Source organism: Peptacetobacter sp. AB845 (assembly GCF_047528295.1).
Lineage (GTDB): Bacteria > Bacillota > Clostridia > Peptostreptococcales > Peptostreptococcaceae > Peptacetobacter.
Map to the genome: position 1 here is coordinate 2308971 of NZ_CP180001.1, position 15216 is coordinate 2324186.

General features: G+C 30.9%; 12 protein-coding genes. 1 reads left to right on the top strand and 11 read right to left on the bottom strand.

The features are described from left to right. Positions 1-144: 144 nt before the first annotated feature. The 9 genes from ACK2WO_RS10910 to lepA form a co-directional block, all read right to left on the bottom strand. Complete coding sequence (locus ACK2WO_RS10910) at positions 145-579, bottom strand: hypothetical protein (RefSeq protein ID WP_414697854.1); 435 nt, start codon at positions 577-579, stop codon at positions 145-147. A gap of 355 nt (positions 580-934) precedes the next feature. Beyond that, positions 935-2110 carry a molecular chaperone DnaJ gene (gene dnaJ, locus ACK2WO_RS10915; protein WP_414697855.1) on the bottom strand — a complete coding sequence of 392 codons (1176 nt, stop codon included), beginning with the start codon at positions 2108-2110 and terminating at the stop codon, positions 935-937. 200 nt (positions 2111-2310) lie between these two features. Beyond that, positions 2311-4158 carry a molecular chaperone DnaK gene (gene dnaK, locus ACK2WO_RS10920; RefSeq protein ID WP_414697856.1) on the bottom strand — a complete coding sequence of 616 codons (1848 nt, stop codon included), beginning with the start codon at positions 4156-4158 and terminating at the stop codon, positions 2311-2313. A 99-nt stretch (positions 4159-4257) separates the two neighbouring features. After that, positions 4258-4839, bottom strand: coding sequence for a nucleotide exchange factor GrpE (gene grpE / locus ACK2WO_RS10925; RefSeq protein WP_414697857.1), 582 nt, complete (start codon positions 4837-4839; stop codon positions 4258-4260). A gap of 26 nt (positions 4840-4865) precedes the next feature. Continuing rightward, positions 4866-5885 carry a heat-inducible transcriptional repressor HrcA gene (gene hrcA / locus ACK2WO_RS10930; RefSeq protein ID WP_414697858.1) on the bottom strand — a complete coding sequence of 340 codons (1020 nt, stop codon included), beginning with the start codon at positions 5883-5885 and terminating at the stop codon, positions 4866-4868. Positions 5886-6158: 273 nt separating this feature from the next. Then, complete coding sequence (gene hemW / locus ACK2WO_RS10935; protein WP_414697859.1) at positions 6159-7289, bottom strand: radical SAM family heme chaperone HemW; 1131 nt, start codon at positions 7287-7289, stop codon at positions 6159-6161. Positions 7290-7469: 180 nt separating this feature from the next. After that, positions 7470-8336 carry a nitroreductase family protein gene (locus tag ACK2WO_RS10940; RefSeq protein WP_414697860.1) on the bottom strand — a complete coding sequence of 289 codons (867 nt, stop codon included), beginning with the start codon at positions 8334-8336 and terminating at the stop codon, positions 7470-7472. A 222-nt stretch (positions 8337-8558) separates the two neighbouring features. Further along, on the bottom strand, positions 8559-9905 hold the full coding sequence (locus tag ACK2WO_RS10945; RefSeq protein WP_414697861.1) for a CCA tRNA nucleotidyltransferase: 1347 nt from the start codon (positions 9903-9905) through the stop codon (positions 8559-8561). Positions 9906-9974: 69 nt separating this feature from the next. Further along, on the bottom strand, positions 9975-11780 hold the full coding sequence (gene lepA, locus ACK2WO_RS10950) for a translation elongation factor 4 (protein ID WP_178412531.1): 1806 nt from the start codon (positions 11778-11780) through the stop codon (positions 9975-9977). A 394-nt stretch (positions 11781-12174) separates the two neighbouring features. On the opposite strand from lepA, the gene rpsT reads away from it, so the two are divergent. Then, on the top strand, positions 12175-12441 hold the full coding sequence (rpsT, locus tag ACK2WO_RS10955) for a 30S ribosomal protein S20 (RefSeq protein WP_040410674.1): 267 nt from the start codon (positions 12175-12177) through the stop codon (positions 12439-12441). A 280-nt stretch (positions 12442-12721) separates the two neighbouring features. Here rpsT and holA read toward each other — a convergent pair whose 3' ends face one another. Both holA and ACK2WO_RS10965 read right to left on the bottom strand, forming a co-directional pair. Continuing rightward, positions 12722-13753, bottom strand: coding sequence for a DNA polymerase III subunit delta (gene holA / locus ACK2WO_RS10960; RefSeq protein WP_414697862.1), 1032 nt, complete (start codon positions 13751-13753; stop codon positions 12722-12724). Next, positions 13713-15032, bottom strand: coding sequence for a ComEC/Rec2 family competence protein (locus ACK2WO_RS10965; protein ID WP_414697863.1), 1320 nt, complete (start codon positions 15030-15032; stop codon positions 13713-13715). Before ACK2WO_RS10965 ends, holA begins: the two co-directional genes overlap by 41 nt. Positions 15033-15216: the final 184 nt, after the last annotated feature.

Genomic DNA, 15216 nt, shown 5'->3' on the forward strand with positions numbered 1-15216 from the left:
AAATTTTAATAACACAACCTTTTTAACATCATCATTCCTTTATTTTCTATTCTTTTATTTTTTATTCTTTTATTTTTACATTATTACTTACTTTATTTTTTACTTTTTCTTTTTACAATATAATCTTATTATTTTTCTTTTTTATTATCTCTTTTTCTTCTTTGATTTCTTCTTTTTACCATCGTGTTTAGGTTTTCTAGCTTCTCTTTCTAATCTCTCTTTTTCTCTCTTACCAGATAAGAAATAATCTAAAATACCAAACACTACTGCTGCTATAACAACAGTTATAAAGAAATTCATTATAGAATTAGCAAATATACCAGCACCTATACCAGCTATAATACTTGCTCCTTTTCCATCACCTTTTCCTATAATATGGAATCCCTTCCAATATTCAAGCACCATTGCCACAAACACTAAACCTAAAAGAACTCCACCCATACTAGTAGTCTCATTATTTCTAAACTCAACCCCAGCAAAATTAACAACAAAATGTTTAAGCGTAAAAATAACTAAAGCCGATAAAAACAACTTACCAGTCTCTACCCAATTTATACTAAACCCTTTCTTCTCTTCCATTCTTGCTCTCCTTTTCATAAAAATCTCTCTAAAAAACTTCAACCTAAAAATTTCTCATTACACAAAATACCATTAATAAACCAATCTTTCAAGATAAATTTTCTTTTTTATCATTTTACTGGCTTGATTCCTATTATTTCCATGAAAATAATTTTTAAAAATTGCTGTTGTAAGTATTTGTAGCAAAGCCTTTAGTTTTACTCAAAGTTAAAATACTTCGACAATCTGGAGACACTTTGCAACTAATAAATGTGTTACAAAAACTTTGCAAAGCATCGAAGCCTGGAGAAGAATTTAACTTTGAGTAAAAACTAAAAATAGGCTGCTACAAATACTGCAACAGCCTATTTAAAAATTATTTCTTTTTCTTTCCAAATAATCTATCTATTTTTTCCCCGAATGTGGCTTTTTTTTCGTGCTCTTTCGACCCACATTCACCTGCGAATTCTCTTAATAATTCTTTCTGTTTTTCAGAAAGTTTCTTAGGTACTTCTACATTAACTTTAACGTACTGATCACCCTTAGAATTACCTCTTATACGTTTTATACCTCTATCTCTTAATCTAAACACTGTACCTGTCTGAGTACCTTCTGGTATAGTATATTTAACCTTACCATCAAGAGTTGGCACTTCTATCTCATCACCAAGTGCTGCCTGAACAAATGTTATCGGCATATCTATATAAATATCGTATCCATCTCTTCTGAATATTTCATGAGGCATAACCTCTACTATTATATATAAATCTCCTTTTGGAGCTCCTGGTTCACCAAATTCACCCTGTCCAGATAATTTTATCATCTGTCCATCATCTATACCTGCTGGTATATCAACTTCGATAGTTTTAGTTTTTCTTACACTACCAGTTCCTTTACATTTAGAACATGGAGTATCTATTATTTCACCTGTACCATTACAATTTGGACAAGTCTTAGTACTTGCTATATTACCAAACGGAGTTCTCTGTACGCTTCTAACTGTACCTGTACCATTACAGTTTGGACAAGTTTTCTTAGAAGTTCCTGGTTTTGCACCTGTACCATTACATTCGCTACATTCTTCATTTCTTGTTACTTTTATTTCTTTTTTAACACCTTTTGCAGCTTCTTCAAATGTAACTCTTACTCTCTGTCTTATATCGGCACCTCTTACTGGGCCTCTTCTTCTTGAGCCAGATCCACCAAATCCGCCGAATCCACCTCCGAATATATCTCCAAATATATCTTCAAATCCGCCGAATCCACCGAAGTCGCCCTGACCAAATCCGCCAAAGCCATCCTGGCCACCGAATCCACCCTGACCATTTACACCGTCTGGACCAAACTGATCATATCTTTTTCTCTTTTCTTCATCTGATAATACTTCATACGCTTCGTTTATCTCTTTAAATTTTTCTTCAGCTTCTTTATCACCTGGATTTCTATCTGGGTGATATTTCATAGCTAGTTTTCTATATGCTTTTTTAATTTCCTGGGCTGTTGCTGTCTTTTCAACGCCAAGAAGTTCATAATAATCTCTTTTACTACTCAACCTGTGACACCGCCTTTTCCTCTCTAAAACTTTCAAACAATAAAACAATAGCTTGTAGAATATTTAAAACTACAAGCTATCATTCATACTTTATAATTCTACTTTAATATCTTACTTTATTCACAGGTTAATTACAAGCTATATAGTCTTTTTTCCTGGAATAATCACATTCAGTTATTTTAAATACTAAAAGTTAGATATTATTTATCTTCATCTACTTCTTTGAAGTCTGCATCGTATACATTTTCGTCATTTGATGCTGTTTTACCAGTTTCTTCAGCTCCTGCCTGCTGCTGAGCTTCCTGCTGTGCCTGCTGATACATTACTTCAGATACTTTCTGGAATTTCTGCATTAATTCATCTATAGCATTTCTTATTTCTTCTGCTGTTGCATCTTCTTTATCTTTTACAGATTTTACGTTTTCTATTGCTTTTTCTATTGCAGATTTATCATCAGCACTTATTTTATCTTCAACTTCTTTTAAAGTTTTTTCAGTCTGATATACTGTTGATTCAGCCTGGTTAACTGCTTCTATTTTTTCTTTTTTAGCTTTATCTGCTTCTGCATTCATTTCAGCTTCTTTAACTTTTCTTTCTATTTCTTCTTCAGATAAGTTAGTGTTAGAAGTTATAGTTATTTTCTGTTCTTTTCCAGTTCCTAAATCTTTAGCTGTAACATGAACTATACCATTAGCATCTATATCGAAAGTAACTTCTATCTGAGGGATTCCTCTCATTGCTGGTGGTATATCAGTTAACTGGAATCTACCTAATGTAGTATTGTCGTAAGCCATACTTCTTTCACCCTGAAGTACATGTATATCAACAGCTGTCTGGTTATCTGCTGCAGTTGAGAATACCTGAGATTTTTTAGTTGGTATTGTTGTATTTCTGTCTATTATTTTAGTGAATACATTACCTAAAGTTTCTATACCTAATGATAATGGAGTTACGTCTAATAATAATAAGTCGTTAACTTCTCCTGTTAATACCCCTGCCTGTATTGAAGCACCAGCTGCAACACATTCATCTGGGTTTATACCTTTGTGAGGTTCTTTTCCTATGAATTTTTTAACAGCTTCCTGAACTGCTGGTATTCTTGTAGAACCACCAACTAGTAATACATCATCTATTTCAGAAACTGATATTCCTGCATCTGATATAGCTCTCTTCATTGGTTCCATAGTTTTTTCAACTAATCCAGCTGTTAAATCTTCAAATTTAGCTCTTGATAAATCTATGTTTAAGTGTTTTGGACCTTCTGCAGTTGCTGTTATGAATGGAAGGTTTATATTTGTACTCATTGTTGAAGATAATTCTTTTTTGGCTTTTTCAGCAGCTTCTTTTAATCTCTGAAGAGCCATATTGTCGTTTCTTAAATCAACACCTTCAGCTTTTTTGAATTCTTCTGCTAAGTAATCTATTATTATTTTATCGAAGTCATCTCCACCTAATCTGTTGTTACCAGCTGTAGCTAAAACTTCGAAAGTACCATCACCTATTTCAAGTAATGAAACGTCGAATGTACCTCCACCTAAGTCGAATACTAATATTTTTTTGTCCTGATCTAATTTATCCATACCGTAAGCAAGTGATGCTGCTGTTGGTTCGTTTATTATTCTCTTAACTTCAAGTCCTGCTATTCTACCAGCGTCTTTAGTTGCCTGTCTCTGAGCATCTGTGAAGTATGCTGGAACAGTTATAACTGCTTCTGTTACTTTTTCACCTAAGTAGCTTTCTGCATCAGATTTTAATTTCTGAAGTATTATTGCTGATATTTCCTGTGGTGAATAATCTTTTCCATCTATATTTACTTTGTAGTCAGTACCCATATGAGTTTTTATTGAGCTTATAGTTCTATCTGCATTTGTTACTGCCTGTCTTTTTGCTGGTTCCCCAACTATTCTTTCTCCATCTTTAGTGAAAGCTACTACTGAAGGAGTAGTTCTCATACCTTCTGAGTTTGGTATTATCTGTGGTTCTCCACCTTCTAATACTGCTACACATGAGTTTGTTGTACCTAAGTCTATACCTATTACCTTTGCCATTTTAATTTCCTCCTTTATGATTATAAATCATATTATGATTTGTAATTTACCTTTTTAAAAATTTAATTCTTTTAATTAAGTTGTGCTAGTTAATTTATACTAGCAAGAAACTTTTACCATTGTTGCTCTAACAACTTTTTCATTTAATTTATATCCTTTTTGTAGTACATCTACAACTTTACCAGGTTCTACACCGCATATATGATCCTGCATAACCGCCTGATGGAAGTTTGGATCAAATGGCCCATCTTCAGCCTCTATTTCCTGAAGTCCAAATTTAGCAAGTGTATCTAAAAGCTGTTTATATACTAGCTCTATTCCCTGATAAACTGGAGTTCCTTTGTCTGCAGAATCAAGAGCTCTTTCCATATTGTCTATAACTGGAATAAGTTCTGCCATTATTTTTTCATTTGCAAATATTCCAATTGTTTCTTTTTCTTCATTAGTTCTTCTTCTGTAGTTTGCATACTCAGCCTGAAGTCTCTGATATTTATCATTCATATCAGCTATTTCATCTTTTAATTTTTTTTCTTCAAGTTTAGCATTTATATCTGTTACTTTTTCTGCTTCACCTTCTATCTCTTCATTAGAAACATTTAACTCTTCGTTTTGAGTTTCCTCACACGTTTTAGTTTCTTTCGTCTCTTCGTTTATACCTCTATTATTTTCCAAGACATACACCCCTCAGTCAATCAGCTTTTGCTGTTTTATTTCTTTTTATTTAGTAAAATGCTCATATAATTTATTATTGAGCAAACTCTAGCGTAATCCATTCTTGTAGGTCCTATAAAGCTTATTTTTCCTAATGTATTATTATCTACATTATATGTAGCTGTTACGACACTACAATCTTTTTCAAGACCTTTTCCATTTTCATTACCTATCAAAATATTCAGGTTATCCTTTTGAATTCCCTTTTGTTTGATAAGATCTGTAACGGCATCCTTTTCTTCAACTAGGTTTAAAAATTCTTTTGCTTTTATTATGTCGTTAAACTCTGGATAGTTGAATATGTTCGTCGCTCCATTCAATGTCAATGAATAGTCATCATCCGAGTCATCTCCATTTAGTATGTTAATCAATTCATCGACTACCATTGAAAACTCACCAATCTGATATTTAACATAAGATATAAAGTTTTCATCTAAATCTGATAAACTCTTTCCAGCAAGTCTTTTAGTTAAGCTATCTGATATAAGATTTAACTTAGCCTGTTCAATATTTTCTCTTACAGGTATACTTGCTTTTTTTACATTTCCTTTTTCTGATACTACTATTAAAAGTATCTCGTTTTCATTTAAATTTACCAACTGTATATATTTTATTACGTTGTTTGTTATACTCTTTGTAATAGCTACTGTAGTATAATTGGTTAATTTTGATAGCATCTTTGATGTTTCATGAATTAAAACATTTATATTATCTATATTGTTTTTCATACAGTTTTCAATTAACCTTTTTTCCTCATCAGTAAGCTCTCCCTTGCTCATTAAAGAATCAACATATAGTCTATATCCTTTAACAGAAGGTACACGACCTGCAGATGTGTGAGGCTGTATCAAATATCCCAACTCTTCCAAATCAGCCATTTCATTTCTTATAGTCGCTGCACTGACTCCAAAATCATGTTTCTTTGAAATTGTTCTAGAACCGATAGCCTCTGCTGTATCAATATAATCTTTAACTATCGCCTTAAGTATATTTAATTTTCTTTCATTCAATTCCAAATCTATCACCTTCTTACTTTATTAGCACTCATCATTTAGGAGTGCTAAAAAGCTTATACTTATTTTATAACACCTTTAAATTTTTTTGTCAACATCTTTTGAAAAACTTTTTGAAAAGTATTTTTGAACACAAAAAAAGAAATCCAATTATACTATAATTAGATTCCTTTATTGCAAATTCAATACCTTCTTTTACAAATTGTCCACCAGATACTTCGAGTGCTAATTTTTTATTTTTTGTATTCTCTATTACCTTTTGTATGCTTTTTTACTTTAAGATAATATTTCTAAAAATACGCTATTAGAAATTTCTCTACCCTTTTGAGTCAATCTTACACTTTTTTCATCTACAAGTAAAAGTCCTCTATCAACAAGATCATCTACCTGCTTTTGATATTTATCACAAAATTCAATTTTAAATCTATTTTTAAAATCAATTCTATTTATTCCCTCAGTCATTCTTAGGCACATAAATACCATTTCCTCTATCATTTCTTCATCAGAAAGATTTTCAACATTTATAATAGGCTTTTCATTGTTTTCTATTTTTTTATGGTAACTATTTAAATTAGCTTCATTTGTATACCTATTTCTTCCAAGGTATCCTGCTGCTCCCGCTCCAAGACCAAGATAGTTTTTACACTGCCAGTAGATTATATTGTGTTTACATTCTTTTCCTTTCTTAGAGTAGTTGGATATCTCATACTGATTGTACCCGTTCTCCTTTAGATAATTAATTGTATACTCGTACATTTCTATATCTCTATTTTCGTCCATAAGTTCAAACTCTTCCCTCTCATACATATCGAAAAGCTCTGTTCCTTCTTCAAGTATAAGAGAATATGCTGAAATATGTTCTGGATTTAAACCTACAACTTTTTCTAAGCTCTCTTTCCAATCTTCTTCTGTCTGATTTGGTAAAGCAAACATCAAATCAATATTTATATTGTCAAATCCTACATCTCTGGCTTCTCTAAAATTCTTTTCAAATTCCTCATAAGTATGAATCCTTCCTATGTAGTTTAAATGATGATTTTGTACAGCTTGAAGCCCTATGCTAAGTCTATTTATACCACTACTCTTAATAGCCTCTAACTTTTCTCTATCAATAGTCCCTGGATTACACTCCATAGTTATCTCAGCATCTTCTGAAACATTAAAATTACTCTTAACAGATTTCATCAAATCCTGAATCTCCTCACTTGATAAAATACTTGGAGTACCCCCTCCAAAAAATACAGTATCTACCTTTCTATCTGAACACTCTTCTGAATACATCTCGATTTCTCTCTTCAAATCATCTAAATATCTCTTCTTATCACATAAATTCATCTTAAATGAATTAAAATCACAGTACTTACACTTCTTCACACAAAACGGAATATGTATATAAACTCCAAACATCAAACATTCCTCCTTTTAATAATTATTATTTTATACAATCTGGAGATGCATCGCAACACATAAATGTGTTACAAAATCAAAGCGATGCATCGAAGCCTGGAGAGAAGATTAAGAGTGTTCTAAGCAAAAAAAAGAGATGCCTCTTTAAATAATCGAGGCATCCCACATAATCAATTTAAATTATATATTGCAGTATCCAACTACTCTATATTCAGCAGGTACTTCATATCCACTTGCATCAAATACCCATTTAGAATCCATAAGAGTTGTATCTACTATTAATCCGAAGTATAACATTACTATACCAGAAGCTATTTTTCCTTCGTATTCATCTTTTAACTCTTCTTTATCAACAGCAAGAACTATTTTACCACCATCAACTATGAATCTCCATGGCTGTTTATTAAGTGCTGAAGGAGCTAATCTAGCGTATGAGAATGCATCTAGTAAAGCTCTTGTTTCTAGATCTTCTATATCTGCTGCCTGTCCCCATTTATCCATGAATACTATTTCTTCTATAGCTTTTCTATCTGATGCAGGTTCTGCCATTGCTTTTTCCATTTCTGACTGAGAATAGTTTTCTCCAGTTTTAGTAGCTTTTAAAACTTTTTTCTTAGCTTCATCAGCATATCCGAACGCTACTAATGCAACTAATTCTTTATCTGTTACTATTCCTATATTTTCAAGTATTTTCTTTCCATCTTCAAATGTTATCCAGCAAGAATCTATTTTTAATTCTACACCTTTTAATCTTGCATTTTCTGCTATATATCCAGCATTTTCTATATAATTATCTTTTTTATCTGAAAGTAAAAGCATGTAGTGTGGTGCATCTATAAGGAATCCATTGTATCCAGCTAATCCTTCCATTTTTTCATATACTTCACATTTATCATAGAATTTTAATTCTGTTTCTATTCCAGGAACTAGAACTTTAGCTGTTTCAACATATTTTTTTATTTCGTCAAAGTTTTTAGCTTCAACTTCTTTTTCTTTAAAACTTCTAACTGATTTTGAGTTCATTATTAAATTCTTATAATCCATCATTTTGTACTCTCCTTCTACCGACAAATAAATATATAAATTTAAAAAGCCGATACATAATAATTAATTCTTTATGTCCATTATATACCCTTTTCCTTATAATTCAAACGGACTTTTTTAATTTTTTAAATTTTTTATAAATTTAATTATATATTCTATTTTCATCGATATACTTCAAATAGATTATTATTTATAAATTTTATAATAATAGTTTCCCTATTAAATCTATTTTATTATTTCTAATAATTTTTCTTTCTTATTTATGTCTGGATTTTTTATTACTTCTTTCAAAATTTTATTTAACATTTCTCCAATTTCTTTTCCTGGCTTTACCCCAGCTGCTATTAAATCTTTTCCATTTATATCTAAATCCTTAACTCTAAAACATTCTTTATTATCTACTATTTCTTTTAAAGTGTTTTCTATATTATTTAATACTATTAAAGATTCTACAGTAAATGCTTCTAACACTTCTAATCCAACTTTATCTGATTCATCGTTTTTTGTAGATTCATCTTCAAATATTTTTTTCTGTGTTTCTAAGTAAGTATCCACCTCAGCTGCTTTTAAATCTATTAAATCTTCTAACAGCTCTACACTATCCAATTTCATAAGTAAATATTTCAAATCTTCTTTGTTATTTGAAATATTTCTCATGCTGTATTTTAAAAGCTCACAAGTCTTAGAGATTGTTTTATTATCATATCTCATCTTTTTCAATATTTTTTTAGTATTTTCAACTCCTATAGCTTCATTTATATATACAAAAAATCCAGCCAATCTACAAGCTAAATCTTTTTTACATAAATTTGCACAGTCTATCCCCATTTTTATAGATTTTTCAATAGAAAAATCTCCTTTAAGATTTTCCTTTTCTACTGTATACAACTCTGGAAGTACATTCTTTAATATACCAGTTTCATGATAAATCATTATTTTTTTAGCATCCGACATTAGAGTCTTTGTAAATTCTACATTTATTCTTTCAATAGATACTACTGATATTGAATCCGCCATTTCCTCAATCGCCTTAAATGTATCCTTCTCAATTGAAAATCCAAGTTGTGCAGAGAATCTAATCCCTCTCATCATTCTAAGAGCATCCTCTTCAAACCTTTTTTTAGGATTTCCTACACATCTTATTACTCTATTTTCTAAATCCTCTCTTCCTCCAAATACATCAACAAGTCCAGTAGAATTATTATATGCCATAGCATTTATTGTAAAATCTCTTCTCGATAAATCTTCTTCTATATTTTCTGTAAATTCTACACTATCTGGGTGCCTTCCATCTGTATAATCTCCATCTATTCTATATGTAGTAACCTCATAAGGCTCTTTATCTATAACTACTGTAACAGTTCCATGCTCTATACCTGTTTCTACAGTGTTTTCAAATATATTCATTATATCCGCTGGTTTTGCAGAAGTCGTTATATCCCAATCATTAGGCACTCTTCCTAGTAAGCTATCTCTTATACATCCACCTACTGCAAATGCCTCAAATCCATTTTTTTCTATTCTTTCTATTATATAGGCTGTAGTCTCTGGCAATTTTATCAAAAAAATCACTCCAATCTTCTAAAAAGGCTGTTACACAAATTAAATGCAACAGCCAAATTATTTTTTTATTCTATTTTATTAGTCGTCAAGTTTAAGAACTGACATGAATGCTTTCTGTGGCACCTCTACGCTACCAATCTGACGCATTCTTTTCTTACCTTCTTTCTGTTTTTCAAGAAGTTTTCTCTTACGTGATATATCCCCACCATAACATTTTGCAAGAACGTCTTTTCTTAAAGCACTTATTGTTTCCCTAGCTATTACTTTATTTCCAACAGCTGCCTGAATAGGAACTGCGAACTGATGTCTAGGTATTTCATTTTTAAGTTTTTCACACATAGCTTTTCCTCTTACAAATGCCTTTGTTTCGTGGATTATGAAGCTAAGTGCATCGACCTGTTCTTTATTGATAAGTATATCAAGTTTAACAAGCTTAGAAGGTACATATCCCTTCATTTCATAATCTAGTGATCCATATCCTCTAGTTCTTGATTTTAGTGCATCAAAGAAGTCGTATATAACTTCATTTAGAGGTAGGTCGTAGTGAAGCATAACCCTTCTGTCATCAATATATTCCATATTGTGCATAGTTCCTCTTCTTTCCTGACAAAGCTCCATAACAGCCCCTACAAAGTCTTTTGGAACTATTATATCACCTTTAACGATAGGTTCTTCTATCATCTGTATTTCTCCAGGCTCAGGTAGGTTTGCTGGGTTCTGTATCATAACAACTTCTCCGTCAGTTTTTGTTACTCTATATATAACAGATGGAGCTGTTGTTACTATGTTAAGGTCAAATTCTCTTTCTAATCTTTCCTGCATTATTTCCATGTGTAATAATCCAAGGAATCCACATCTAAATCCAAATCCTAGAGCTGCAGATGTTTCAGCTTCAAATTCTAAAGCTGCATCATTTACCTGTAATTTTTCAAGTGCATCTCTTACATTTTCATATTTTTCCCCTTCACCTGGATAAATACCACAGTAAACCATTGGAGTTGCTTTTTTGTATCCTGGTAAAGCTTCTGCTGTCATGTTATCTGCATCAGTTATTGTATCCCCAACACGACAACTTCTTATATCTTTTATACTAGCTGCTATATAACCAACATCTCCTGCTGCTAATTCAGGAAGTTCTGTTGGGTTAGGAGCCATAACACCGACTTCAGTTACCTCGAATTTCTTCTTAGTATTCATCATTTCGATTGTCATACCTTTTTTAACAGTACCTTCAAATACTCTTACATAAGCTATAACACCTTTGTATGCATCATAGTATGAGTCGAATATTAAAGCTTTTAAAGGAGCTTCAGAGTCTCCCTCTGGAGCTGGTACATGTTTTACTATTCCTTCTAAGACATCTTCTATATTTATTCCGTTCTTAGCTGATATAAGTGGAGCATCTGATGCATCTAATCCTATATAGTCTTCTATTTCCGCTTTTACCTCGTCTGGTCTAGCACTTGGTAAATCTATCTTATTTATAACAGGAAGTATTTCTAAATCCTGATCTAAAGCTAGATACACATTTGCTAATGTCTGAGCTTCAACACCCTGAGCAGCATCTACAACTAAAAGAGCTCCTTCACAAGCTGCTAAACTTCTAGATACCTCGTAGTTGAAATCGACGTGTCCTGGAGTATCTATTAAATGAAGATAATACTCTTCTCCATCTTTAGCCTTATATTTAAGTCTAACATTCTGTAATTTTATTGTTATTCCTCTTTCTCTTTCAAGATCCATGTTATCAAGAAGCTGAGATTTCATGTCTCTTTCACTTACAAGACCTGTAGTCTGTATTAATCTATCGGCTAAAGTAGATTTTCCGTGGTCTATATGCGCAATTATACTAAAGTTTCTTGTTCTACTCTGTCTGCTTGACAATTAAGTTTCCTCCCTTTCAAAATTATTCTCTATTTCAAAGCGATTTTTTACGCTAAATTCATTTTTTCCGTTTATGAGCGTAGTTACGCTTTTATATCATACCTATTATTTTACTTTATCTCACGCCTTATGTAAATAAAAAAAGTCATTGTAAAATACCAAGTGAAAAATATTTTTCTTTAGAATTTGATTTTTTAATTGATTTTTTATAAATACGCTAGTATAATCTATAATTAGTTGTATTTTAACAGGCCGAAATTATAACAAAATCAAGATATAAAAAATATAAAAATAAATAAATATTTTTCCTTGATTTTTATTTATAATTCTGTTAAAATCTAATATGTTGACGATGAGTGATTATTTAATAAAGTTATTGTGGGAGGTGAATAGAATGGCAAACATAAAATCAGCTAAAAAAAGAATAAGTGTTATAGAAAAGAAAACTGCTTTAAACAGAGTAAGAAAATCTCAGGTTAAAACAGCTATAAGAAGATTTGATGAAGCAGTTGCAGCAGGAAACGTTGAAGAAGCTAAAGCTAGATTCCAGTACGCACAGAAAAGAATATACCAGGTAGCTTCTAAAGGAACTATACATAAAAACGCTGCATCAAGAAAAGTAGCTAAATTAGCTCAGAAATTAAACGGTATGAACGCTTAATTACCAGTTTAATATGACATATATAGCCCCCTGTTCGCTAAAGGGGGTTTTTTTATTGCTCAAATTTAGCAACAAAAAGGGTATAGATTGAATTTTGCTCCAGGCAATCAAGTTGCATTGTCGCTTAAATTCAATCTATACCCTTTTTCATTTAAATTTTCTCTTATTTTAAAAACTAACCTGTCGTTGCAAAGTAATACAAGCACCCATACCTTGAAATGTGTTACAAGAATTATGGGGCGCTGAAGCCTGGAGCATAGAGCAGTTACTCTTTTGCCCTTTATTTACAGTATTTTCCTATTAGTATTTCTATAGCTGCTTCGTCTCCAATTAGTCCATTTTTTATTCTGTATTCACTTTCTAGTATGTAGTTCATTATTTCGCTTAATTTTTCATCAGAGAAATTCGCTCCCTGTTTTGCTGCATTTTTTACTACAAATTCTTGAAGTCCTAGTGTAGATGCAATTTCTTTAAATTTTATATTTTCCTTTTGCATATCTTTAACTTTTAGTATTATTCTAAACTGTCTCGATATTAAACTCATTATTCTAAGTACAGGCTCTCCATCGAATACCATATCCTTAAAAATTTTCATTGCAATAGAGGCATTTTTCATACCTATATTATCTATCATTCTAAATACATTATTTTCTACTTTTCTTGGAGAAAGTTTATCTACTATTTCATTTGTTAGTGTACTTCCCGCACCAGCATAAGACCCCATCTTAAATATCTCATTTTTTACATCTGTAAGGGTCATATCGCTATTTTTATCTCTATATCCAAGTTGCTCTATAAAATATGCAACTGTAGAGTTTTCTATATTAACATCAAGTCTAGAGAATTCTCTTTTTACCCATTTAAAAAGATCCATTCCATCCAATTTCTTACATTCACAAACTGTTCCAACCTTGTTTATTTTTTTATATATAGACTTTCTCTTATCTATATCTCCATAAACAATAAATGCCAACACAGTTGTATCAGGTATATTATCTAATCTTTCTACAAAATATTTTTCATCTGCATCAGTAAAGTTTTTCTTATTTCCGCCAAAAAGTTCAAAGTCCTTAACTATTACAACTTTTCTATCATCCATAAACGGAAATGTCTCTATAGAGCTTAAAAGCTGATCTAATTGAACTTCTTTGCCATCTATTACATCAAAGTTGAAATCAAGCATACTCTCATTTAAGCCAGATTTTAACATTTTTATTGAGTTTTCTATAAGATAATACTCTTTTCCATAGAAAAGATATACTTTCTCAAAATTATTCTGTTTCATTCCTCCGATAATATCCTTGTAATCCATTTCTTTGCTCCTCTACGACTTTTATTTCATAATAAATTATACCTAGACTAATTATTATATAATAAATCACGAGAAAACTAAAGTCTAATTGAGTAAATTGTATGTATGAAAACCATATTTCATCTACTTTTTCTAGAATAAAATAAATTATAGATATAATTACAGAATTCAACCCTGCGACAATGCTTGCAATAAAAGGTAAAAATTTAAATAAAAATATACTCGCTACATCTATATACACAACAAATGCAACAAATGGAACAGCTAAAATATTACTTACAACCGATAATATAGAAATTCCATCAAAGCTATAAACAATTATTGGTAAAGTCATTATATTGGCTGCTATTGTAACCGATGCTGCAGAAAATTTTATTTTTTTATTTATAATTGGATAAAAGTAAACTATTGAAAATGTAGCTAAGAAACTAAGTTGAAATCCTGTATTGTATATTACAAAGGGATTTAAAAACATCATACAGGATGAAATTATGGCAAGTGTACTAATTCCATCCCTTTTTCTATCAATAATAAAGCATATATCGGAAAAAACAGATGATACAACAGCTCTTCCAATGGACGGACTTCCTCCTGCTATATAAAAGTACATAAATAGAACAATGTTTACAATAACCATATTAAAAGCTATATTTATCCTTCTGCCCACAAAACCTACCAAGGTACATAATATCCCAACGTGAAGTCCAGAAACAGCTATAATATGGCTCACTCCTGTTCTTGAAAACATCCTTTTATCCTCATCACTCATAAGATTCTTCTCTCCCAAAAGCATCGAATTTATAAAATCAGACTTATCTTTATAAAGATAAGCATTAGTATCTTTTATGTACTCTCTTATTATTCCAATTAATTTATACGGTTTACTTATACCGACTTTTTTACAATTTATCATGTTGCAATAACTCTCAACTCCTGTACTTTTTAGGTATCTTCCATAATTAAAATCTTCAAACTTCATATCAGAAAGCGCCTTTGACTTCCCTTTAATCTCTACAATATCCCCAACATCTAGATTTACATTATTAGAATAATCATTTACCAAACAATCACCTATTCTGTATTGAGTGTATCTATCTTTTTTTGATTCAGATATAACTGTCCCTTTTATATTAACAATTTGGTTAGATTCAAAAGTATCAACTATTTCCCCTCTAGTAGACAAAATTGAAATTAACAATATAAAAAAGAATAAAATTACGGTTGGCCTTCTTATAAAAAATGCTCTAATTTTATCTAATAGATTTCTTCTTAAATACATACTTAAATATCCCTCACTTTCCTATCTACTTTTATATTTGACAATTTTTGAAATTATATACAAAAACTTTTTTGTTTTTTATATTTATTTAGATAAATTCATTATTTTATTAAGTAATCATTTACAATACAAAAGTAAACTGAAAATAAAACAATAGGTTTACCTTTATAATTAGGTAAACCTA